This window comes from Lutimaribacter degradans, from assembly GCF_023703375.1.
Classification (GTDB): Bacteria; Pseudomonadota; Alphaproteobacteria; order Rhodobacterales; family Rhodobacteraceae; genus Lutimaribacter; species Lutimaribacter degradans.
In genome coordinates this window covers 186,456-207,898 of sequence record NZ_JAMQGO010000005.1, presented here as the reverse complement: position 1 = coordinate 207,898, position 21,443 = coordinate 186,456, and the positions used below count along the sequence as shown (strand labels likewise).

Sequence of the window (21,443 nt, the reverse complement as noted above, 5' to 3'; positions counted from 1 at the left end):
GATGGCGTTCCCCTTCCTGCCCAAGTTCCTCCGCCGCGCCGCCAAGCCCACCCATGTTCGCCGTTTCGACGGGGCAGCCGGGGGGCGGCGCGGCTGGGGCATGGGCACGATGGGGCGCATCAATCCGGAAGTCTCCGCCGCTGGCGCTTCTCTTCGGAGCCGCGCCCGCTACCTTGCCGCGAACAACCCTTGGCTGGCGCAAGCTGTTGCCAACTGGGTCGGGGCTCTGGTGGGGCCGGGCATTGTGCCCACCCCGAAGCACCCCGACGTGGACACCCGGGCGGAACTCACCGCCCATTTCAATCTCTGGGCTGACAACGCCGACGCCGATGGCCGGACGGACTTCTGGGGCCTGCAAGCCGACATTGCCCGGGCGCTGGTCATCGACGGCGAGTCCTTTGTCCAGATCATCACCACTGAAGCCGGGCCGCGTCTACGCCTGATCCCGCCGGAATTGGTGGACGAGTCCCTAACACGCGAACTGGCGGACGGGGCCTGCATCGTTCAAGGAGTCGAGTTCGATTCGGATGGGACCCGGGTGGCCTATCACGTTCTTCCTAGCCGTCCCCATGACCAGTTCGCCAACTATGCCCCGCCCGTCCGTATCCCGGCGGAAGAGATTCTGCATGTGATGAAGCCGCTGGCGGCGGGACAGGTCCGGGGCGTCTCTTGGCTGGCCCCCGTCATCTTGCCCGCCTCTGAATTTGACCAGCTCTGTGATGCGCTGCTGGTGGGCACAAAGGTGGCGGCAATGCACGCGGCCTTTCTTGTCGATATGAACGGCACTGCCGGGGAACCCTATGACGGCACGGAGTCGGGCGGCATCATGGAAACCGGCCTTGAGCCCGGCACTATGAAGCGGCTGCCCACCGGCTATGACGTGAAGTTCAACACGCCCGGGCAGGCTCAGGAAATCGGTGCTTTTCTGCGCCTCAACCTCCAACAGCTCGCCGCCGGGCTGGGGCTGCCGGAGCACCTTCTTTCGGGTGATCTGACCGGGGCCAACTATTCCAGCCTCCGGGCCGGTCTGCTGCCCTTCCGGCAGCGCGTGGAGCAAATCCAATACGGAACGCTGGTGCCCCAATTGCTGCGCCCGATCTGGCGGCGCGTTGTCACCTATGGCGTCTTGTCGGGTGAATTGGCGGCCCCGGACTTCGAGTCCAATGCCCGGGCCTATCTGGCCTGCGACTGGCTGCCCCCGAAGCCCATGCAGGTGGACCCGCTCAAGGACGTGCAAGCGACCGTGGCCGAACTGGAAGCCGGGCTGACCAGCCGCCGCAAGGCCGTGGCCGAACGCGGCTGGGCACTCGAAGACCTGGACTCGGAGATTGCCGCCGACCCTTTCACCGCCAAGCCCAAGGAGTCCGACAATGCCGCTTGATCTGATGACGCGGCGGGCGGCCTTCCGTCCGTCTTCACTCAACCGCGACAACCGCACCGTTCGCGTGACCGTCTCGACCGGGGCCGCCGTCCAGCGGCGCGGCTACATTGAGCGGCTGACGCTACCAGACCCGCAGACCATCGTGGGGCTGCCCGTGCTCAACACCCACCGGCAGGACGGGCTGGACAACCTTCTGGGCCGCGTCGTGGCCGCTGGTGTGGATGACGCGGGCCTCTGGGCTGACGTGCAAATCTCTGAGCGGGCCGATTGGCTCTTGGGCGAGATCGAAGCCGGAATCGTGACCAGTGCCAGCATTGGCTATCGCCAAGGCAAGGCCACCCGCTCCACCGACCCCGCAACCGGACAGCCGGTGCGCACCATCACCCCCGAAATCTCGGAAATCTCTTTCGTCCCCGTGCCCGCCGACAAGGGGGCCACAATCAGGAGTAACCAAATGGAAAACGACGAAATCACGGTTGAGGACACCTCCACCGAAACCCGCGACGATGACCGGACGCAGACCCGCGCCGCAATCCGTCAGATTGCCCGTTCCGCTGGCCTGACCAGCGAACAGGCAGACGACATGGTGGACCGTGAGCTGTCCATCACCGAAGCCCGGGCGGAAGCCTTCGTGGCAATGCAGGACCGTGGCCGCACCACGCCGCGCATCCGCACGGCGACCAGCGAGGCAGACAACCCCGCCACGGTCCTGCAACGCCGTGCTGATGCACTCTTTGCCCGCGTGAACGGGGAAGCACCCTCCGAAGAGGCACGACCTTATATGAACGAGTCGCTGCGCGACATGGCACGGGCTTGCGTGGAGGCCACTGGCACCAGCACCCGGGCAATGGACGCGGACCAGCTCTTCCGAGCCGCCATGCACACCACGTCCGACTTCCCCCAGCTTCTCACCAGCACCGGCAACCGGACGTTGGTGGCGGCCTATCAGGCAGCGCAAAGCCCGGTGAAGACGACGCTGGCCCGACAGTCCACCCTCGCCGACTTCCGGCCCGGGACTCGGCTGAGACTTTCCGACGTGGGCACGCTGTCCAAGGTCAGCGAGTCGGGCGAAATCACCCACACCAGCCGGGCAGAGGCGTCCGAATCCTACGCGCTGGACACCTATGCCACGCAGTTCGCTATCAGCCGCAAGGCACTCATCAACGACGACCTTGGCGCGTTCCGCGACTGGGGCGCAACGGCGGGACGGATGGCGGCGGAGACAGAAGCCAACCTGATGCTGTCGCTGCTACTGGGCAACCCAACCATGGGCGAAGACGGCAAGGCGCTTTTCCATGCCGACCACGGCAACCTTGCCGCCGGGTCCGCTTTGGAAATCGCAGCTCTGGACGCGGCCCGCAAAGCCATGCGCGGCATGAAGGCACTGGACGGCAAGACCCCGATCAACGCCACCCCGCGTTACCTTCTGGTAGGACCGGAACTCGAAACTACGGCAGAGCAAATCCTTGCCAGCATCTATGCCGCGACCGTGGCCGACGCCAACCCCTTCACCGGGCGGTTGACGCTACTGGTTGAGCCGCGCATTGCCGACGAGTCCTTCTACATCTTCGCGGACCCCGGCGTCCTGCCCGTGCTGGAATACAGCTATCTCAGCTCCGCTCAGGGGCCGCAGATGGCGTCCCGTGAAGGCTGGGACGTGCTGGGCATGGAGTTCCGGGTTGTGCTGGACTTCGGCTGCGGTGCCGTTGACTGGCGCGGCGCTTACCTCAACCCGGGCGCTTGATCATGGCGACCGTGGCAGAGCTTTCCAAGATGCGGGCGGACCTCCACGCCGCCCGCATGTCCGGTGCCCGCCGCTTCCGGGACCAGAACGGGGAAGAGGTGGAATACCGCTCTGACTCCGAGATGGCCCGGGCGTTGGCGGCGCTGGACGCCGAGATCGCGGCGGCTCAGTCGCGTCCGCCGTCCACAATCCTCTTCCGAACCTCGAAAGGACTCTGAGATGAAGAACTATGTGCAGAAGGGTGAGAATATCACCGTGACCGCGACCGCCGCCGCCAATTCCGGCGAAGGCGTCCTTGTTGGCAGTCTTTTCGGCATCGCCGCCGGGGACGCCGCCATTGGCGAAGACCTCGACCTTGTGACCGTGGGCGTCTTCACCATGCCCAAGGTCAATACCGACGCCTTCACCGTGGGGACCGTCGTCTACTGGGACGACTCCGCCGGGCTGGTCACGACCGACGACGACACCGGCACCAACCCGGAAATCGGACTGGCCGTGACCGCCGCCGCCAACCCCAGCGGCACCGTCAACGTGCGGCTCAACGGCTGAGACGATGAACGCCCCGGCCACCATTACCTCCGACCTGCTGCGCCTCCACAGGGCGCGGGACAAGGTTGCGCGGATGGTGGTGGCCGACCCGGCCTATGCGCCGATATTCCAGCGCATTGAGGCAGAAATTGCCGAGGCTGAGGCGATGGACGACATTGTTGCCCGCGCCCGGGCCGTTGCTCAGAACGCCAGAGGCGCAAGAACGTCGCGCTGAAAATCCAGCGTGGCCCCGTCGCCATACTCTTCCCGGGTGAGGCGATGGCCCATCAAATCCCGCCGCACCCGCTCATCAACCTTGGCCGCAAGCAAGCGGTCTTCAAAAGCGTGTCGCAACGAGTAGAGCGAATGTCTGTCAGTTTGGAGCAACCCGTTTTTCCGAAGAAACTTGTTCACGACACCGGACAGGCTGGCAGAGCTGTCACGGTAGCGCGGGAAGCCATCTGGAAAGCCGCGCATCGCCTCCAAGCTGACCCCGGTGAGGGCGATCTTCCGACGCGCCCGGCGGCTCTTGAGCTGGCGGCCCACGGGCTCAATCGAGATATGCGGCACGTTAGACTTGAGGTGAATTGTCTCCGGCGTCAGGGCGGCAATTTCCGAGGGTCTGCATCCGGTGTTCACCATCACCAGCAAGATGGCCCGGGCCTCATCGTTCAAGCCGTCCAAAGCCCCCGGAGCCAAGAGCCTTTCCTGAATCCACACCTCCGAGAAGGGCGGGCGCTTCTTCTTCTCGCCTTCCTTCAAGGACAGGTCGGTGAGGGGCAAGACCAGCCCCAGCCGCTTCATGCGGTTCACCGTCTTGAGCACGTCGCCAAGGTGGATCAGGTCCTTGTTCGCGCTGTTGGGTGTCATGTCCTCTTCGACAATTCGATCAATCCACCAGTCCCGGAAGGCCAGCATGTCGTCTCCGGTTATCTCGGGCAGGGGCCTGTCGCCTACCACGTCCACGAAGTTCTTCACCGCTTTCTTGCGCGGGTTTTCCCAGCGGCGAAGCTGGTCTTCACTCTTGCCCAAGGTCTTGTCCTTGGCGAGTCCCCAGTAGAGTTCCAGCGCCCGCGTCACCGTGATGAGCGGCTCAGAGACGCCACCCAAGAGGGCAGCGGCCTCCACCATGTTCGGCTCACCCTTGTGCTCTGGCACGGCTTCGATGCGTTCCAGAAGCTCCACCTTGGGCAGCTCCGCCACCTTGGCGGCGGGCAGGAAGCGGAAGCCCCGGCGCTCTGCCAACTCCCGGGCCGCCTTAAAGCGGCGCTCCGCGTCGTCCGTGTCCCCGGCCAGCCGCGCTTCCCAGCCTTCTATCAGCTCCGCCCATGCGGCTTCCGCCTTGAGCTTGGCGAGCTGTGCCGAGTCAGTGTGAAGGCTCTGGGAGATCAGCTCACGCGGCTCTATGGGCGCGAACCGCTTGGGCACCCGGCGGCGCAGATGGAAGGTGTTTCCGATCTTCTTGAGAGACATGGGCAGACCCCAGCGGCGGACAATGTAGCAAAAATGTGGACAAAAAAGTGGACCATTGTCAACCACGTGTTTACGATGACTTCGGTTAAGCGCCTGAAATCATTGGTAAACTTGCTTCTTCTCGGGAAGAAAATTGGCGGAGAGACAGGGATTCGAACCCTGGAGACGGTTTCCCGCCTACACGCGTTCCAGGCGTGCGCCTTCGACCGCTCGGCCACCTCTCCGTGGGGCGTGTTCTAGCCACAGCTCTACCCCGAACACAAGGGGGATTTGCAAAACCCGGGTGCATGCGTTGCGCATGGCCGCGCCATCGCCCATACTGCCGTGCAGCCGCAGAAAAAACAGGACACCGATGAACCGTCCCGCCAACCGCATGAACCGCGACGAGTCCCGACCCGCAGCGCCCTTTCATGCCGATCCTTACAAGCTGCAAACGGCCGCCCTGATCATCATCGCCTTCGCGGTTGTGCTGTTTTTGCTGGTGCAGGCGCGATTCCTGCTGATTTCGCTGGCGACGGCCATCGTTCTGTTCGCGTTGACGTCGGATGCGATCAATTTCATCGCGCGCCAGCGGGTGGGCCCGTTCCGCGTTCCCAACTGGCTGGCCTCGATCGTGGCGCTGGTGATGATCTCGACCGCGCTCTTGTCGCTGACCTCGATCATCCTGACGCAGGTCAACACGGTGCTATCCACCACGCTTACCTATACCGAGCGCGCGCCCGAGGCGCTGGCCGCGATGTTCGCCTGGCTGGGCGAAGACGTGGAAATGGCCGTTTTCAGTTCCTTTCGCACGGTCGAGGTATCTGGTTACCTGCGGTCGCTTGCGGGGCAGGCCGGCAACCTGATGCAAGGCACGGTGCTGGTCATCCTGTTCGTGGGTTTCCTGTTCGCCGAGCGCATCTGGTTTTCCACGAAACTGACGAATTTCATAGGCGATGCCGAACAGGCCGAGCGCGTGGGCCGCATCATGGGGTCGATCATTCACCGGGTGAATTACTACCTGTTGGTAAAGACGCTGGTCAGCACGGTGACAGGGGCGATGATCTTTGTCGTGGCCAAGGCCTTTGGCCTGGACCTGGCGCTGGCAATGGCGGTGATCACCTTCATCCTGAACTTCATTCCCAATATCGGTTCCATCGTGGCAACGGTTCTGCTGGCGCTGGTGGCCTACGTTCAACTGACCGACCCGTCGCTGACGCTGGCGGTGTTCCTGATCGCCGGGGCCATACAGTTCATCAACGGCAACGTGATCGACCCGATGTTGATGGGGCGCGCGTTGCGGCTGTCGTCGTTCGGGATCATCATCAGCCTGGCGTTCTGGGCCGCAGTCTGGGGCATTCCCGGCATGTTCCTGTCGGTGCCGATCATGGTGGCGATGATGATCGTTTGTAGCCACGTGCCCGCGCTGCGGCCCATCGCCATATTGCTGTCGCGCGAGGGCCTGCCCGAGGCCGAGGATGAGCTTCCCCCGCCCGCGCAGAATTCTTTGTCCGACGGCGAGCAGCCCGTGTCGGATGCGCCGCAGGCGCAGGATGGCCAGGCCAAGGACGACACGCGCGCCTGACAGGCGCGCGCCGCGTCAGCCAGTGCACCCCCGGATCAGTCTTCCAGGTGAATGGCGACGCGGCGGTTCTCGCGGCCTTTCTTTTCTATCTTGCCCAGGCGCAGCGCCCCGATTTCGCCGGTGCGGGCCACGTGGGTGCCGCCGCATGGTTGCAGGTCGACCTGGTCATCGCCTTCGCCGATGCGGATCAGGCGCACCCGCCCCTGCCCCGTCGGCGGCATCACCGACATGGTTTTCACCAGGCCGGGATTGGCGCGCAGTTCCTCGTCGGTGATCCAATCCTCGGTCACGGGCAGATCGCGCGCCACTAGCGCATTCAGCGCCGCCTCGATCGCATCGCGGTCTTGCGGGGCCTCGGGCATGTTGAAATCAAGCCGCCCCTTCTCGGCGCTGATCGCACCGCCCGACACCGGCAACGGGATCACGACCGACAGCAGGTGGAGCGCGGTGTGGATGCGCATGTGGCGGTGGCGGCGATCCCAATCCAGGGTCTGCGTCACCTCGGTGCCCATGGGGGGCAAAGGCTGCGGCTCGGCGGGCACCAGCGCAACGGCATCGTCTTCGGCCTTGACGGTGGTGGCAATGTCCAGCGCGCCGCCCGGCCATTCCAGACGGCCGCTGTCGCCCGGCTGGCCGCCACCGGTCGGGTAAAAGATCGTGCGATCCAGCACCACGCCCCCCTCGGGTGTATGGGCCGTGACTCGCGCCGCCGACTGGCGCAGGTAGGAATCGGTGCGGAAATCGGTCTCGGTCATCGTCCATCGCCTCCGTCAGCATCGCCATCAGGGCTGTTGTCCATATCGCTTTCGTCAAGGTGTGCGGTACGCGGCAGGGTGCGCGCGGCGGGCGCGACCTGCTCGGGGGGTGGTGGCGCGGTGTCGCTGTCGCCATCCGTTTCGGGCTCGTCGTCCGCCCCTTGGCGCAGAACCTCGGGGTTGCGCAGCCAGACATCGCGCTGCGCAAAGGGAATCTCGATTCCCTCCTCGGCAAAGCGGCGGGCGATTTCGTGGTTCATTTCCGATTTGACCGAAAGCACCCAGTTCACGTCGCGCAGGATGGCGCGTATCTCGAAATCGAGGCTGTCGGCGCCGAACCCCATGAAGAGCACGCCCGGCGGCGGCTGCAACAGAACCATCGGGTTGGCCTCGGCCACCTCTTGCAAGATCCGTTCCACCCGCTTGGTATCGGTGCCATAGGCCACGCCGACCGGCACGATCACCCGGCCCACCGTGTTGCCGCGGGTGTAGTTGGTAACCGTGCCGCTGACCAGGTCGGCATTGGGAATGATCACGTCGGTACGGTCGAAAGTCTCGATCCGGGTGGCCCTGACCGAGATGTTGCGCACATAGCCCATTTGCCCGCCTACCTCGATCCAGTCGCCCTGGCTTATCGGGCGCTCGATCAGCAGGATGATCCCCGAGACAAAGTTCGACACGATGGTTTGCAGGCCGAAACCGATGCCGACCGACAGGGCACCGGCAACGATGGCAAGGCCCGATAGGTCGATCCCGGCGGTCGTGATGGCAATGACCGCGGCCAGGAAGATACCCACGTATCCCAGCCCCGATACCACCGCCGTCTGTCCGCCGGTATCAAGCCGCGTCTTGGGCAGCACCGTCGTGCGCAACGCGCCCTGCAACAGCCGCGTGGCAGTATACCCGAGCGCAAAGATCAGCACGAAGGTCAGGAAATCGGTGGGCGAAATCTGTGTCGCCCCGATATTGAACCCTTCGCGGAACCGCGTCCAAAGCTCGCTCATGTCGCTCAGCCGCGCGCCCCAGATCAGTGCAAGCACCGGCAGCGCCGCAAAGCTCAGCATAAAGCCGATCAGGATCGGCACCAGCGCCTCGCGCGCGCCCTCTTCGGTGCGCGTGATCAGCGAATAGATGTCAAAGACAAGCCCCTGGAACAACGCCAGCGCCCCCAGAAGGAAGAGCGTGCCAGTGCTGGCGTTTATCAACAGGTCGAACGCCTGGGCATAGCCCAGTATTCCCAGCAAGATCGCCGCGATTCCCACCAGCGAAAGGCCCCGCCCCACCAGGGCCACCAGGAAGAAACGATAGGGCTTGGCGTGTCCGCCATCCTCATCTTCGGGCGTGTCGAACTGGCGCAATGACTTGCCGATGCGCCACAACAACACCGCTGCCAATGCCCCCAAAGGGAAAAACAGCGCCGCGCGGCCGGTATCGGTGATGTCGGTCGTATCGGCCAGCAGCTTGATCAGCACCCCCGCCGACAACACCCAGGCCAGCGTCAGGAACAACCGGCGCACGCGCGCCAATGTTTCCTCGGCCATTTCCAGCGGGTTGCCGCGCCCTGCGTCGCGCGTGGTAAACAGCATCGACATCAGCCAGCGCGCCACGATGATATGGCCCACGATGGCCGGCAGGTTTTCCACGATGGCTTCGCCGCGCATGCCGAACAGACCCGTGATCTGCAAGGCCATCGACAAAAGCAACGCGCCCGCGAAGGGCAGCACAAGCTTGCCCAACGACAGGATGAATTCCACCACCCCGCGCCCGCGCGCGGTTCTTGCACTGGCACGCCGGGCCAGCCAGTCGGTCCATTTTCGTCCCCGCAGCAACAAAACCAGCCCGATCACCCCAAGCAGGATCGACCCCGGCAGGTTGCTCCACATCTGGTCGCGCCGGATGGGGTTGGCGTATTGGGCGCGCACTTCGTTCATGACGGCGCGCAGCCCGTCGCGCAGCCCGTGCCATGCCTCGAACCACACCTCGGGGTTCAGGGGCGAGGTAACGCGCGTGCTCAGGTCATCGACCCAGCGTTGCCGCACCAGCGTGTCGATCTCGGCAATCAGCCGATCGGCCCTTGTATGCGCCTCGGTCGCCAGTTGCACGGGCACGCGCAAATTCGCCAACCTTGTTTCAAGCGTTTCGCGCTGGCTGGCAATACGCTCGGGTTCAGTCTCGCCCTCGGCAGGCGCTTCGCCCAAAGCCTGGAGCTGGCTTTGAAGCGTGCGAATACGCCCGGCATTGGCGGATTGCATGTTCAGAAACAGCGCGCGCCATTCCACCAAATCCTCGCGCAGCGTCGACAGCGCGAAATTCGAGGCCCGCCCCGCCTCAAGCGCGTTCTCGGTGCGCATGGCCAGGCTTTCCCAAGCGGGGTCATCATAGGGCGCCGCAGCGCCTGTGGCCGCAGGCGTGGTGGCCGGCGCCTCTTCGCCACCCTCGGGCGTGGCCGTCTGCGCCACGGACATATCCACCCAGGACAGCAGGCACAGCGCCAGAACGGCCAGCAGCCCCAGAACACGACTACGCATCGTCGAACACCGTCGGCAGATCGCGCGCGGGGGCTGCCATCCATTCCGGCTGAGGCAGCCCCTTTTCGGCCAGGAATTCCGGGTTGAACAGCTTGGACTGATAGCGTGTGCCATAGTCGCACAGGATGGTGACAATGGTGTGGCCCGGCCCCAGCTCGCGCGCCAGGCGCATCGCGCCGGCAACGTTCACCCCTGACGAGCCGCCAAGGCACAACCCCTCGTCCGACAGCAGGTCAAAGACGATGGGCAGGGCCTCGGCATCGGGGATGCGCCAAGCGTGATCGGGGGTAAAACCTTCGAGATTGGCGGTGATGCGCCCCTGCCCGATCCCCTCGGTGATCGAGTTTCCGGGGTTTTCTTCGCCCGTGTAAAGCTTCAGCAAACCCGCGCCCTCGGGGTCGGCCAGGCCGATCTTCACGCCCTTTGGCTGCAGCGCCATGCCAACGCCTGCCAGCGTCCCGCCCGAGCCCACGGCGCAAACGAAACCATCGACGCGGCCACCCGTCTGCTCCCATATCTCGGGGCCTGTGCCCTCGATATGGGCCTGCCGATTGGCCACGTTGTCAAACTGGTTGGCCCAGATCGCGCCCTTTTCCTCGGTCTGGGCAAGGCGCTCGGCCAGGCGTCCAGAATATTTCACGTAATTGTCGGGGTTGGCATAGGGAACGGCAGGCACCTCGACCAGTTCGGCACCGGCCAGGCGCAGCATGTCCTTCTTTTCCTGGCTTTGGGTTTCAGGGATCACGATCACCGTGCGAAAACCCATCGACGCGCCCACCAGCGCCAGGCCGATGCCGGTATTGCCGGCCGTGCCCTCGACGATAGTGCCGCCGGGCTTGAGCAGCCCCTTTTGAACAGCGTCACGGATGATGAACAGCGCCGCACGGTCCTTGACCGATTGGCCGGGGTTGAGAAACTCGGCCTTGCCCAGGATCTCGCAGCCGGTCGCCGTGCTGGCGGCGCGCAGCCGGATCAACGGCGTGTTTCCCACCGCCTGGGCCAAATCGCCTGCAATTCGCATGATGCATCCCCCTCTTGTCGCTTGCATCAGGTTTAGGGCCCGCCGGGGTCGAACTCAAGCCGAGGCGCGCAAGTGATCACGATGGCGTGCAAGCCATAGCAGCATCGCGGTCAACGGCATCGCCGTGATCTCGCCGCTGTCGATCAGTGCCAGCGCGCGTTCGAACGGCAGGATATGGCTGCGGATATCCTCGTTCTCGTCGTCCAGGCCGCTGTTTTCGGCAAGCGGCTTGCCAAGGTCGCAAATGCCAAGGAAACAGTGGAAATGTTCGCTGGAATAGCCCGGCGACGGGTAGCCCGCGAACATCCGTTGCAGATCGCCCAGCTGCAACCCCGCCTCTTCTACCGCCTCGCGGCGGGCGGTGTCGGCGGGCGGTTCACCGGCATCGACCAGCCCGGCAATGGGTTCCAGCGTCCAGGGCACCGGATCGTCGCGCCATATCGGGCCATAGCGCAATTGCTCGATCAACAGCACCTGGTCGGTTTCCGGGTCATAGGGCAGTACCAGCGCCGCGTCGAAGGCAACAAAGGTTTCGCGCTGAAACCAGTTGCTTTGCCCGCCGCTGAAGGTGCGATGGCGGAGGTCGAAATGCTTGACGCGGAAAAACCCGTCAAAGCCCGTCGGCCGGGGCGATATCTCGATATCCTCGCGCCGAGCATCACGGCGCACGGTGGTGGGCGCACCGCGCGCGCCCATGATCCGCGCCCAGGCCCGCGCCCGGATCGCCGGAAAGATGCGCGCCACCTCTTGCGCGCTGTTATGGCCCATGCGCTCCATCACCTCGGTTGCCGCGCCAAGCGCGATCGCGCCGTCACGCGCGACCCAATCCTGCAAGTCCCAGGGCGCAGCCGGAACCCTTAGGCCCGGATCGGGAAAATATACCAAGGCCTCGGCCGCGCCCTGCCCGGTCTGAACCGTGACCGGGCGCAACTGATACCCGAAACCACCTTCGTAGAAATCCAGCCGCGCCTGGTCGTCGGTAGTCAGGCCATCCAGCAACAGGCCCTGGGCCTGCGCGCCGTTTTCGGGCTGGATCATCGGAAAACTCTGCCCAGCGGCCCAATGCACCGCGTGGTCATGCAACGTGGCTTCGCGCAGATTAGGGCCCGGATCGCGCCCCAGAACGATCGCCAGAAGCGGTAGATGCCGCAAGGTGCCGTATAGGAAAATCGCCATTGGCCTAGCGCCACACGCGCGCCGCGCGCTCGGCCAAGACGGCGCTCAGGATACCGCCCAATACCAGCGCCCCCAGAACAGTGGGGGTTGCCATGGTCACGACATAATCGATACCGATATCGAAAATGCCAATGATTGCCTCGATCGGGTTGTCGTAGCGACGCTTGTTGGCCAGCGCGAACATCTCGCGCGCGGATTGAACGAAAACGCCCCAAAAGGTCAGCACCACCGCCGCCGTTATGCCCACGCCAATGGCGTTCGACATACCCCGGCCCGTGCGGCTGCCAATCACGGTCCAGCCCACCGCCGCCCCGAGGCCCGCGTTGAGATATTCGAAAATGCCGAAATCCGTCGCCTCGGGCAGCAGCGGCATGATCAGCCGCGAGGCCACCCAACCCGTGATCGCAAGTAAAAGCGCGGCCACAACGCGCGCGGCAGTATAGGTCATGCGGGTTTCGTTACCGTGATCTGCGTCACGTCGCAATTTCCGCTATGAAAGGTCGCCGCGCAAGAGGTGAGGTAGAAATTCCACATCCGGCGAAACCGCTCATCAAAGCCAAGGCTGGCCACCTGCTCCCACTTGTCGTTGAACGTTTCATGCCAGCGGCGCAGGGTCTGGCTGTAGCTTTCGCCAAACTCGATCTGGCGGGCCACTTGCAGACCGGCCTTTTCGATCTCGGTCCGCAACACCGAGGGCGCGGGCAACATGCCGCCGGGAAAGATGTATTTCTGAATGAAATCAACCCCGCGGCGATACACATCCCACCGCCGGTCCTGCACCGTGATGATCTGCAACGTGGCGTTCTTGCCCGGCTTCAACCGGTCGCGCAGCGTGTCGAAATAGATGGGCCAGTATTTTTCGCCGACCGCCTCGAACATCTCGATGCTGGCGATGCCATCATAGGTGCCCCTTTCATCGCGATAATCCTGCAACTTGAAGGTCACGAGATCTGAAAGCCCTGCTTTTTCAATTCGTTCCCTCGCATACTTAAACTGCTCTTCGCTGATGGTCAGGCCGGTCACGCGCAATCCGCGCTCCTTGGCGGCATATTCGGCAAAGCCCCCCCAACCGCAGCCGATTTCCAGGATATGATCGCCCGGCTGGGCGCCCATCTGGTCGACCATCGAGGCATATTTGGCAATCTGGGCCTGCTCCAGGCTGTTCTGGCCGGGTTCGAACAGGGCGCTGGAATAGGTCATCGTATCATCCAGCCACAGTCCGTAGAAATCATTGCCCAGATCATAATGATAGCTGATGTTCTTCCGGGCCTGCCGCTTGCTGTTGGATTGCAGCCAAAACCGCATTTTTTCAAAGGCGCGCACCAGCCCGATGCCCGGAAAACCGTCATACATCTCGTCATTCTCGTCGTGGACCAGATCCATGAAGGCTTGCAGGTCGGGCGTGCTCCACCACCCGTCAATATAGGCATCGCAAAACCCCAGGTCGCCCTCGCGGATCAGCCGGGCAAAGATATCCGAGTTGTGGATGTGCAACTCGGCCACGTAGCCGGGCGCCTTGCCATCCGCGCGGAAATACCGCCCGTCGGGCAGCACGAAATCAAGCCGCCCGCGCGGCATCTCCTGCGCCATCTCGAACACGCGCGAAAAGTAGCGGGGCAAGTTCTTTTGGCCCTCGGTTGTTGTCAGGATCATCCGCTCATCCCCTTCGGTTGTAGCCAAAGCTGGCAAGTTTCCTGCCCAAGGGCAAGAATTTCATGGGTTTATCAATCAAAAGCTGCGGTTTTCATAAGCCGCGAGCGCCTTTTTGCGCCCCTCGTCCAACGCCACCACGGGCGCGGGATAGGGTTGATCGGGCGACAGCCCCCAGCGACGCGGCACGGCGGCGAAATAGCTGGTCGCGGTGGCGGGCGGGGTGCCCTGCCCCTCGGCGATCCAGCGGCGCACATAACGGCGGTCGGGGTCGAACTTGTCCAGTTGGGTGGCCGGGTTGAAAACGCGGAAATACGGCGAGGCATCCGGCCCCGATCCGGCCGCCCACTGCCAGCCCATAGCGTTGCTGGCCGGGTCCCAGTCGATCAGGCAGTCTTCGAACCATTTCTGCCCAACGCGCCAATGCGTGAGCAGATGCTTTGTCAGGAAGCTGGCCACGATCATGCGGCCACGGTTGTGCATCCGGCCCGTCACATACATCTCGCGCATGGCGGCATCGATCATTTCCACCCCCGTGCGCCCCTGCTTCCAGCGGGTGACGGCCACCGTTTCGTCTTGGTTCCAGGGGAAGGCATCCCATTCCTCGCGCCAGTTGCCGCTCAGGATACGGGGCGTGTGATAGGTCAGGTGATAGGCGAATTCGCGCCAGGCCAGCTCTTTCAGAAATGTCTCGGCGCCCTTCTTGCCCTCTTCGCGGGCGCGCAGCCCGGCATGCCAACACTGGTGCGGGCTGATCTCGCCCTGGGCCAGGTTCTCGGACAGGGCCGACGTGCCATCCTCGGCCATGATGTCGCGCAACTTGTCGTAGTCGGCTACCTTGTGCGCCATGAAGACGCCCAGCCGCGATTGCGCCCCACCCTCGCCCAGTTGCACATGGGGGCGCACCACGTCGGCCCCGCGGTTCATCGCAGCCCCCAGCCGCCAATCGCCCAGGACGTCTGAGGCGGGCCAGCGATCGGGCGCCGGGATGGTGCCCGGCGTGGCCAGCGGGGCGGCCACGTCGCGCCCCTTCACCGCGTTCCAGAATGGCGTGTAGACCTTGTACACACCGCCTTGCTTGGTTTCGACCGTCCATGGCTCGAACAGCAGGTGCCCACCGAAACTGCGCGCCTCGATCCCGTCTTCTTTCAGCGCGGCCTTGACGGCGCTGTCGCGCGCGATGGCGTCCGGGTCATAGGCGCGGGTCCAACAGACAAAGCGCGCGCCGGTTTCTTCGATCAGCCCGCGCAGCACCGTCAGCGCATCGCCCCGTCGCAACACCAGCCGGCTGCCCTTGTCGGCCAGCGACCCGGCCAGATATTCCAGCGCCAGGCCCAATCGCCACTTCGGCGCGGCGCCCAGCGCGGCCACCTGCTCATCATGGATGAAAACCGGAATGACCGGCCCACCCGCGTCGCAGGCGGCACGCAAGGCGGGATGGTCGCTTAACCGCAAATCGCGGCGAAGCCACAAGATCGTGGGGGATGTATCCGGCAAGGGGCTGCTCCGTTTTGTTACCTTATACGTAGCAAGCCGCAGATCGGATTAAAGAACGTCGTCCAACGCCTCGATCAGTTTCTTAACTTCGTTGGCGTGCGTATAATGCACGAAGCTAAGCCGTAGCACGCCGCGTGCGGGGTCGACGCCCATCGCCTCCAGCGCACGCACGGCGTAGAAATCACCGCCCCCCGCCATGATGCCCCGGTCGGCCAGTGCAGCGGCCAGCGGCGCGGCCGGCTGCCGGGCATCGACGGCCACGGTCGAGGCGCGCCCCTCGGCCTGCCCCGGCCCCAGCAAGCGAACCGAGTTCCTGGATTTCAGGTAATCCAGCAGCGGCTGCAACAGGCGCGTTTCATGCGCGCGCATCAGGTCATGCACCCCCTCGGCGCGGGTCGCGGCATCGCCCGTGACCCCGTGGTGATCTGCCAGCGCGTCGAAATAATCGGCGATCCCCGCGCTTGCCGCTACCTGCGCATGGTCGGGGCCGGCCGGGGTGAAGCGCTTGTAAAGCGTGCCGGCGTTGAAATAATGGGCCTGGTTGGGAAGCTGCTCACCCAGCGCGCGGCGGATCACCATCACCCCCTGGTGCGGCCCATAGGTCTTGTAGGCGGAAAACAGGTAGATGTCGGGGCCCATCAGCCCGACATTGGGCAGGCCGTGGGGCGCATAGCTGACCCCGTCAACACAGACAAAAGCCCCGGCGGCATGGGCCATGGCGGTGATCTCGACCACCGGATTGACCTGTCCCACCACGTTCGAGCAATGTGGAAAACACACCAGCCGCACCTGTTCATCCAGCAGATCGGCCAGATCCTCGGGGTCAAGCGCGCCGGTATCGGGGTCGATGCGCCATTCGCGGACCTCGATTCCCTGCTGGGCAAGACGTCGCCACGGCCCGGTATTGGCCTCGTGATCCTGGTTGGTCACGATGATCGCCTCGCCCGGCTGCATCCATTCGCCGAAGGCGCGCGCCAGAACATAGGTGTTTTGCGTGGTCGACGGCCCGAAACTCAGCTCATCGGTATCGACACCCAACATCGCGGCCAGCCGGCGGCGCGCCTCGTCCATTTCTTCGCCCGCAAGGCGGCTGGCCTCGTAAGGGCCATAGGGCTGCACCTTGCGGCTGTGGTAATAGCGCGTCAGCCGGTCGATCACCGGCTTGCAGGTATACGACCCGCCCGCGTTCTCGAAAAACGCCTGCCCCTGTAGCGAAGGTTCGGCAAAGGCCGGAAATTGCGCACGCACGAAATCGATATCCAGGTCCATCATCCGCTCCACATTCGTTTCGCGCATACTCAAATGCAAATGCGCGGCGGGCGCAATCCCCGCTTGTCGTGCCGGGCAGACCTGCCCGGCCAGTGCGGTGCCGCGCGCAGGCGGCGCAAATGCAAAAGGCCCCGCCGGAGCGGGGCCTTTCAACCGGTTCAATAGAGTCCTGTCAGGTGTTCTGACGTTCGGTCATCAGCCCCCGGAAGATCGAGAAACACATGACCAGCAGAACCACCGTAAAGAACAGGCCCGTCGAGATGACCATGGCCTGGAGGCTGTCGAGCCCGGCCGTACCGGCCGCGCCAAGCAGCAGCACGGCCGCCACCGCACCTTCGAAGATGCACCAGAAGATACGCTGCGACACCGGGGCATCAACCTTGCCACCCGCGGTGATCGTGTCGATCACCAGCGAACCGGAGTCCGAAGAGGTGACGAAGAAGATGATCACCAGCACAACCGCGAGCGTCGAGGTGATCGCGGCCAGCGGCAACTCGCCCAGCATGGCGAACAGCGAGATCTCGGGCTTGTAGGACGCGATCACGTTCTGGAACACCCCCGATTCAGTTGCGCCCTCGACCACCTGGGTAATCGCGGTGCCACCGAACGTCGCCATCCAGAAGATGCAGACCAGCGACGGAATCAGCAACACGCAGGTGATGAACTCGCGCACCGTGCGACCGCGGCTGACGCGCGCGATGAACATGCCGACGAAAGGTGACCAAGAGATCCACCACGCCCAGTAGAAGGTCGTCCACCCATGCAGGAAGCTGGTATCTTCGCGGCCGAACGGGTTCGACAGCGGCACGATCTCGCGCGCATAGGCGCCCAAGCCACTGACGAAGTTACCCAGGATGGCAACCGTCGGCCCGGAAAGGAACACGAAGGCCAACAGCAGGCCAGCAAAGCCCATGTTGATTTCCGACAGGATCTTGACGCCGCCGTCGAGGCCACGGATCACCGAAACCAGCGCGATTGCCGTGATGAAAGCAATGATCAGCGCCAACAGCATCGAGCTGTTCTGGATACCCGCGGTGTTCTCGGCCGCGTTGCCCCAGAGGAACCCCAGGAAATTGCGCGTGCCGGCCTCGGCGTCGCCCGAGCCGAAAACCTCGGTCAGGCCCGATGCCACCTGCGTCGCGCCAAGGCCAAGCGATGTCGCCAGGCCAAAGAGCGTCGCGAAGGCCGCGACCGTGTCGATCGCGTTGCCCCAGAAGCCCCAGACACGCTCACCCAGAAGCGGGTAAAACGCCGAACGCAGGGTCAGAGGCAACCCCTTGTTGTAGCTGAACAGCGCCAAAGCCAGCGCCACGATGGCATAGATCGCCCAAGGGTGCAGACCCCAGTGGAAAATCGTGGCCGCCATCGCCATCTGCCGCGCGGCTTCAACGGTGGCCGCGTCTGCCACCTCGCCATCGACGATACCCAGGTCTCCGCCCAGCGGTTGATCGCCCCACGGGGTGCCGAAATAGTAAACCGGTTCGAGCACACCAAAGAACATCAGCCCGATGCCCATGCCGGCGGCAAAAAGCATCGCGAACCATGCCGGATAGCTGTAATCGGGCGTCGCATCGCTGCCACCCAGCCTGACCGACCCCCAAGGCGTCACGATCAGCACCAGCGCGAAGATGACGAACAGGTTGGCCGACATAAGGAAGAACCAGTCGAACTGGGTCAGCACGAAGGTGCGCATCGCCATGAAGGCGTCGCGCGCGCCCGTAGGCCAGATCAGCGCGATGGCCACGAAGACCAGGACCAAGGCACCGGTAATCAGAAATACCGGGTTGTGAAAATCAAGCCGGATCGGGCCAATCTTGGTTTCCACGTTGTCCTGACCGATCTCGTAATCGGTCTCGATGATATCCGACGCGCCTTCCGGTTCGGGGATACCGTAGTCTGATGAATCACTCATTTTCTTGCGTTCCCTGTTTTGTCCCTGTCTCAGTCACGGACGACCATGACGCTGACCTTGGCATGCGCTGCAACCTTGCCGCCATTGGACGGCCAGATGTAATCGGTCAGACCGGGGATATGGCTGGCCATCACCACCAGGTCGGCCCCGGTGTCGTCAATGGCTCGAAGCAGGATGTCGTCCAGATCCGAGGTCGGATCATGGCTCAGCTCCGTTTTCGCGCTTGTGTCAATGCCGTTGCTTTCGCCTTGGGCGGCGGCAAAGGCGGTGAGCCTTTCGTTGTATTCTGCCGGGTTGTGGCCAAGGCTGCCCGGCGTTTCCGCCGTCACACCCACGTAAACCACCGGCGCGCCGTAAAGCTTGGCAATATCGGCGCCGCATTGCAGCGCGCGTTGCTGCTTGTCCGAATGTGCCAGATCAACAGGCACCATGATACGTTTGAACACGTGTCTCCCTCCTTCCGCGATTGTTACCCGGGGGGGGCGGAACGGCCGCATCAGCGGGCCGATTCCATTGCCCCGCGCGTTGTTTTCCTTGTCGTGTCCAGAGGGCGCCACGACGGTTCCGTGACACGACCTCCTGTTTCAACAGTAGCGCGGGAATTCGCCGATGTAAAAAAACGCGCGGCATTTACGTTGCGGAAAGCGACATTTCCAGAACCGGCTGACCCCATTTCGCCAAGACCCGTCGCCCGGATACGCAGAGCCACCCCCCGGGTGCAAGGACCTGGAAAACCCGGAAACCAAGGGCCGCCCCGCGCGGAACTGCCCTTGTGCCGGGCCATTGCCTGGCGATCAGGCGTTGACATCAACCACCACGCGGCCCTTGACTTGGCCCTTCAGGATATCTGCGCCCAATCCGGGCAGGTCCGACAGCGTGGCCGGTTGGACCATCGCTTCAAGCTTGTCCATCGGCAGATCCCGCGCAATCCGTTCCCAGGCGCGCAGGCGGTTTTCATAGGGTTGCATCACGCTGTCGATGCCCAGCAGGTTCACCCCGCGCAGGATGAATGGCGTGATAAGCGCGCCCTCGATGGCGGCACCGCCGGCAAGCCCCACGGCAGCGACAGATGTGCCGTATTTCATCTGCTTCAGCACCCTGCCCAGCATCGACCCCGCCACCGCATCGACGCAGCCGGCCCAAAGCTCGGATTCCAGCGGCTTGCGAGTCACCTCGGTCAACTCGTCACGCGCGACGATCTGGCTTGCGCCCAGCTCGCGCAGGTACCCTTCCTGTTCGGGCCGGCCGGTAACGGCCGCCACCTCGTGCCCAAGGGCAGCCAGCACCGCCACCGCGACCGAGCCGACACCGCCCGCCGCCCCTGTGACCAGCACCGGCCCGTGCCCCGGTGTCAGCCCGTGGTCCTCCAACGCCATGACCGACAACATCGAGGTCAGGCCGGCCGTGCCCACCGCCATCGCCTGGCGCGCGTCCAGCCCCTTGGGCAAGGGCACAAGCCAATCGGCCCTGACCCGCGCCTTTTGCGCATAGCCGCCCCAATGCGCCTCGCCCACGCGCCAGCCCGTCAGCACCACCTTGTCGCCGGGCTTGTAACGGTCGTCATCGCTGGCTTCGACCGTTCCGGCAAAGTCGATCCCCGGAACATGCGGATAGTTCCGCACCAAGCCGCCGCCCGGCCCGATGCACAGGCCGTCCTTGTAGTTCACGGTAGAATAGTCCACCGCGACGGTCACCTCGGCCTCGGGCAGGTCATCCAGCGCCAATTGCTGCACGCCTGCATGGGTTTTTCCGTCTTCGTCCTTGTTCACGACCAGCGCGTTGAACATGTTTTTCGCTCCCTTTCACAGCCGGGGCACCCCGCCCCGGCATTCCAATTCCAAAAATATTGCGGGCGCGCCCGCGCGGGCGACAGCGCAAAGCCCCTTACCCGTCCTCCGGCATCAGGAACAGGTCGCTGACCGGCGCGGTCACACCCGCCGCGCCGAGCATCGCGTGAATCTGCCCCCGGTGATGGGTCTGGTGGTTGAACATGTGCAGCACGATTTCACCCACCGGCTTTTCAATCTCGCGGCCCGCGGCGCCGGAATACCAGCGCAATCTGCCGACAAGGTCGACCGCGCGCAGCTCCTCGGCCCAAAGCGTGATCCGACCGTCGAGGCGAAAGCGCTCGGCGCTCCAGGCGGGGTGCGTGGGGAAAAGCGCCGCGCTGTCCGCAAGGGGCCGTTCCGGTGCAGCCCCCACGCCGAACCGCGCCATCCAGGTCGCATCGCCCCAAAGAAGATGATTGGCGGTGCCCAGGATCGAGCCCCAGAACGCGCCACGATCGACCAGCAATGCCGCGTGGTCCAGCTTGCCCATCGCCGCGTCGAGCTGCCGATTCTGCCAGGCATTGTAGGCCGCCAAGCGGCGCACGCACTCGGGTGTGATCATCGCCTGCCCTTTACCAAGACCGTCCTTCCAAGCCACGGAAAACACATGGCCTTTACCTGCCGGTCAGTGTTCCGGTGATGGGCACAAAGATCAATCCCCTCTTTTCAAACGCGGCAGCCGGCCCTATATTCAAACTGTCCTTCGGGACTATGGACATAAACGCGCTCGTAATAAGCGGATCGGACCCGGGGGCGGTACCCGGCGGCTCCACCAAATACCCGGCGTTGGCGGGACATGGGGCCGAAACAGGATCGACGAACGTCTAAAGGGGTTAGCTTTGTCCCGGTGAGACACCACCGTTATCGGTTCACAAAAGCATAATTGCCAACGACAATCGTGCTCCGGTTGCAGTTGCCGCGTAAGCGGTAACAAGACCGAAACCTAAGCCCTTGCGCCTAGCCGCGTAAGGCGGGGTTCGCAGGCACCTGGCAACAGAAGCCTGCACTTTCCCTCTCCGTTCATGATGACGTTTCGCGGGTAGTGACCTGATTGAAATGTGCGCCTTCGGCGCGCCGTTTGCCTCGGGCTTGCGCCCTCGGGTCGGTGCCGGTTGC

Annotated in this window: 19 protein-coding genes, 1 tRNA gene and 1 other RNA gene; 7 read left to right on the top strand and 14 right to left on the bottom strand. The window is 63.9% G+C overall.

Features of this window, described 5'->3' with window-relative positions; genetic code table 11:
• The first annotated feature begins 1 nt into the window (after window position 1).
• Genes M8744_RS10135 through M8744_RS10115 form a run of 5 tightly spaced genes read left to right on the top strand, consistent with a single transcriptional unit; the run spans window position 2 to window position 3,888 of the window.
• A complete protein-coding gene (locus M8744_RS10135) occupies window positions 2-1,381 on the top strand; it encodes a phage portal protein (RefSeq protein ID WP_251414670.1) in 1,380 nt (459 codons plus the stop codon).
• The gene (locus tag M8744_RS10130; RefSeq protein WP_251414667.1) at window positions 1,371-3,125 is read left to right on the top strand and encodes a prohead protease/major capsid protein fusion protein; all 1,755 of its coding nucleotides are present in this window, start codon (window positions 1,371-1,373) and stop codon (window positions 3,123-3,125) included. The genes M8744_RS10135 and M8744_RS10130 overlap by 11 nt, the downstream gene beginning before the upstream one ends.
• A gap of 2 nt (window positions 3,126-3,127) precedes the next feature.
• Window positions 3,128-3,343 (top strand): phage head-tail joining protein, encoded by a 216-nt coding sequence (locus M8744_RS10125; protein ID WP_251414665.1) that lies wholly within the window; start codon window positions 3,128-3,130, stop codon window positions 3,341-3,343.
• 1 nt (window position 3,344) lies between these two features.
• Window positions 3,345-3,674, top strand: coding sequence for a DUF2190 family protein (locus M8744_RS10120; protein ID WP_251414662.1), 330 nt, complete (start codon window positions 3,345-3,347; stop codon window positions 3,672-3,674).
• A 4-nt stretch (window positions 3,675-3,678) separates the two neighbouring features.
• A complete protein-coding gene (locus tag M8744_RS10115; protein ID WP_251414660.1) occupies window positions 3,679-3,888 on the top strand; it encodes a hypothetical protein in 210 nt (69 codons plus the stop codon).
• Here M8744_RS10115 and M8744_RS10110 read toward each other — a convergent pair.
• Together M8744_RS10110 and M8744_RS10105 are read right to left on the bottom strand one after the other, a co-directional pair.
• Window positions 3,855-5,126: a DUF6538 domain-containing protein gene (locus M8744_RS10110; protein WP_251414658.1), complete on the bottom strand. Its 1,272-nt coding sequence runs from the start codon at window positions 5,124-5,126 to the stop codon at window positions 3,855-3,857. The genes M8744_RS10115 and M8744_RS10110 overlap by 34 nt on opposite strands.
• 134 nt (window positions 5,127-5,260) lie before the next feature.
• Window positions 5,261-5,350: transfer RNA gene (locus M8744_RS10105), tRNA-Ser, on the bottom strand.
• Window positions 5,351-5,499: 149 nt separating this feature from the next.
• On the opposite strand from M8744_RS10105, the gene M8744_RS10100 reads away from it, so the two are divergent.
• Window positions 5,500-6,690, top strand: a complete 1,191-nt coding sequence (locus M8744_RS10100; RefSeq protein ID WP_251414725.1) for an AI-2E family transporter — start codon at window positions 5,500-5,502, stop codon at window positions 6,688-6,690.
• A 35-nt stretch (window positions 6,691-6,725) separates the two neighbouring features.
• Here the strand turns inward: M8744_RS10100 and M8744_RS10095 are convergent, their stop codons facing one another.
• The 12 genes from M8744_RS10095 to M8744_RS10040 all read right to left on the bottom strand — a co-directional run bounded on the left by M8744_RS10095 (window position 6,726) and on the right by M8744_RS10040 (window position 20,889).
• Window positions 6,726-7,445: an alanyl-tRNA editing protein gene (locus M8744_RS10095; RefSeq protein ID WP_251414656.1), complete on the bottom strand. Its 720-nt coding sequence runs from the start codon at window positions 7,443-7,445 to the stop codon at window positions 6,726-6,728.
• The gene (locus M8744_RS10090; RefSeq protein ID WP_251414654.1) at window positions 7,442-9,973 is read right to left on the bottom strand and encodes a DUF3772 domain-containing protein; all 2,532 of its coding nucleotides are present in this window, start codon (window positions 9,971-9,973) and stop codon (window positions 7,442-7,444) included. The genes M8744_RS10095 and M8744_RS10090 overlap by 4 nt, the downstream gene beginning before the upstream one ends.
• A complete protein-coding gene (locus M8744_RS10085; RefSeq protein ID WP_251414652.1) occupies window positions 9,966-10,994 on the bottom strand; it encodes a cysteine synthase A in 1,029 nt (342 codons plus the stop codon). Before M8744_RS10085 ends, M8744_RS10090 begins: the two co-directional genes overlap by 8 nt.
• Before the next feature lie 54 nt (window positions 10,995-11,048).
• On the bottom strand, window positions 11,049-12,170 hold the full coding sequence (locus M8744_RS10080) for an NUDIX domain-containing protein (RefSeq protein ID WP_251414649.1): 1,122 nt from the start codon (window positions 12,168-12,170) through the stop codon (window positions 11,049-11,051).
• A gap of 4 nt (window positions 12,171-12,174) precedes the next feature.
• The gene (locus M8744_RS10075; RefSeq protein ID WP_251414638.1) at window positions 12,175-12,618 is read right to left on the bottom strand and encodes a TrgA family protein; all 444 of its coding nucleotides are present in this window, start codon (window positions 12,616-12,618) and stop codon (window positions 12,175-12,177) included.
• Entirely contained in the window at window positions 12,615-13,823 is a 1,209-nt protein-coding gene (locus M8744_RS10070; RefSeq protein ID WP_251414622.1) for an SAM-dependent methyltransferase, read from the bottom strand. Before M8744_RS10070 ends, M8744_RS10075 begins: the two co-directional genes overlap by 4 nt.
• 75 nt (window positions 13,824-13,898) lie before the next feature.
• Entirely contained in the window at window positions 13,899-15,317 is a 1,419-nt protein-coding gene (locus tag M8744_RS10065; protein WP_251414619.1) for a cryptochrome/photolyase family protein, read from the bottom strand.
• 48 nt (window positions 15,318-15,365) lie between these two features.
• Window positions 15,366-16,589, bottom strand: coding sequence for an aminotransferase class V-fold PLP-dependent enzyme (locus tag M8744_RS10060; RefSeq protein ID WP_251414723.1), 1,224 nt, complete (start codon window positions 16,587-16,589; stop codon window positions 15,366-15,368).
• A gap of 169 nt (window positions 16,590-16,758) precedes the next feature.
• Window positions 16,759-18,498, bottom strand: coding sequence for a BCCT family transporter (locus M8744_RS10055; RefSeq protein WP_251414616.1), 1,740 nt, complete (start codon window positions 18,496-18,498; stop codon window positions 16,759-16,761).
• A 29-nt stretch (window positions 18,499-18,527) separates the two neighbouring features.
• The gene (locus M8744_RS10050; RefSeq protein ID WP_251414614.1) at window positions 18,528-18,944 is read right to left on the bottom strand and encodes a universal stress protein; all 417 of its coding nucleotides are present in this window, start codon (window positions 18,942-18,944) and stop codon (window positions 18,528-18,530) included.
• A 348-nt stretch (window positions 18,945-19,292) separates the two neighbouring features.
• Entirely contained in the window at window positions 19,293-20,285 is a 993-nt protein-coding gene (gene acuI / locus M8744_RS10045; RefSeq protein WP_251414611.1) for an acryloyl-CoA reductase, read from the bottom strand.
• 97 nt (window positions 20,286-20,382) lie between these two features.
• Window positions 20,383-20,889: a DinB family protein gene (locus tag M8744_RS10040; RefSeq protein WP_251414602.1), complete on the bottom strand. Its 507-nt coding sequence runs from the start codon at window positions 20,887-20,889 to the stop codon at window positions 20,383-20,385.
• 97 nt (window positions 20,890-20,986) lie between these two features.
• On the opposite strand from M8744_RS10040, the gene ssrA reads away from it, so the two are divergent.
• Window positions 20,987-21,335: a transfer-messenger RNA gene (gene ssrA / locus M8744_RS10035) on the top strand.
• The last annotated feature ends 108 nt before the right edge of the window (window positions 21,336-21,443 follow it).

Coding starts and splice junctions, on each gene's coding strand:
- M8744_RS10040 (WP_251414602.1), bottom strand. CDS start 20,889: ATGATCACACCCGAGTGCGTGCGCCGCTTGGCGGCCTACAATGCCTGG.
- M8744_RS10115 (WP_251414660.1), top strand. CDS start 3,679: ATGAACGCCCCGGCCACCATTACCTCCGACCTGCTGCGCCTCCACAGG.
- M8744_RS10090 (WP_251414654.1), bottom strand. CDS start 9,973: ATGCGTAGTCGTGTTCTGGGGCTGCTGGCCGTTCTGGCGCTGTGCCTG.
- M8744_RS10095 (WP_251414656.1), bottom strand. CDS start 7,445: ATGACCGAGACCGATTTCCGCACCGATTCCTACCTGCGCCAGTCGGCG.
- M8744_RS10085 (WP_251414652.1), bottom strand. CDS start 10,994: ATGCGAATTGCAGGCGATTTGGCCCAGGCGGTGGGAAACACGCCGTTG.
- M8744_RS10070 (WP_251414622.1), bottom strand. CDS start 13,823: ATGATCCTGACAACAACCGAGGGCCAAAAGAACTTGCCCCGCTACTTT.
- M8744_RS10080 (WP_251414649.1), bottom strand. CDS start 12,170: ATGGCGATTTTCCTATACGGCACCTTGCGGCATCTACCGCTTCTGGCG.
- M8744_RS10120 (WP_251414662.1), top strand. CDS start 3,345: ATGAAGAACTATGTGCAGAAGGGTGAGAATATCACCGTGACCGCGACC.
- M8744_RS10100 (WP_251414725.1), top strand. CDS start 5,500: ATGAACCGCGACGAGTCCCGACCCGCAGCGCCCTTTCATGCCGATCCT.
- M8744_RS10130 (WP_251414667.1), top strand. CDS start 1,371: ATGCCGCTTGATCTGATGACGCGGCGGGCGGCCTTCCGTCCGTCTTCA.
- M8744_RS10125 (WP_251414665.1), top strand. CDS start 3,128: ATGGCGACCGTGGCAGAGCTTTCCAAGATGCGGGCGGACCTCCACGCC.
- M8744_RS10135 (WP_251414670.1), top strand. CDS start 2: ATGGCGTTCCCCTTCCTGCCCAAGTTCCTCCGCCGCGCCGCCAAGCCC.
- M8744_RS10075 (WP_251414638.1), bottom strand. CDS start 12,618: ATGACCTATACTGCCGCGCGCGTTGTGGCCGCGCTTTTACTTGCGATC.
- M8744_RS10055 (WP_251414616.1), bottom strand. CDS start 18,498: ATGAGTGATTCATCAGACTACGGTATCCCCGAACCGGAAGGCGCGTCG.
- M8744_RS10060 (WP_251414723.1), bottom strand. CDS start 16,589: ATGATGGACCTGGATATCGATTTCGTGCGTGCGCAATTTCCGGCCTTT.
- M8744_RS10110 (WP_251414658.1), bottom strand. CDS start 5,126: ATGTCTCTCAAGAAGATCGGAAACACCTTCCATCTGCGCCGCCGGGTG.
- acuI (WP_251414611.1), bottom strand. CDS start 20,285: ATGTTCAACGCGCTGGTCGTGAACAAGGACGAAGACGGAAAAACCCAT.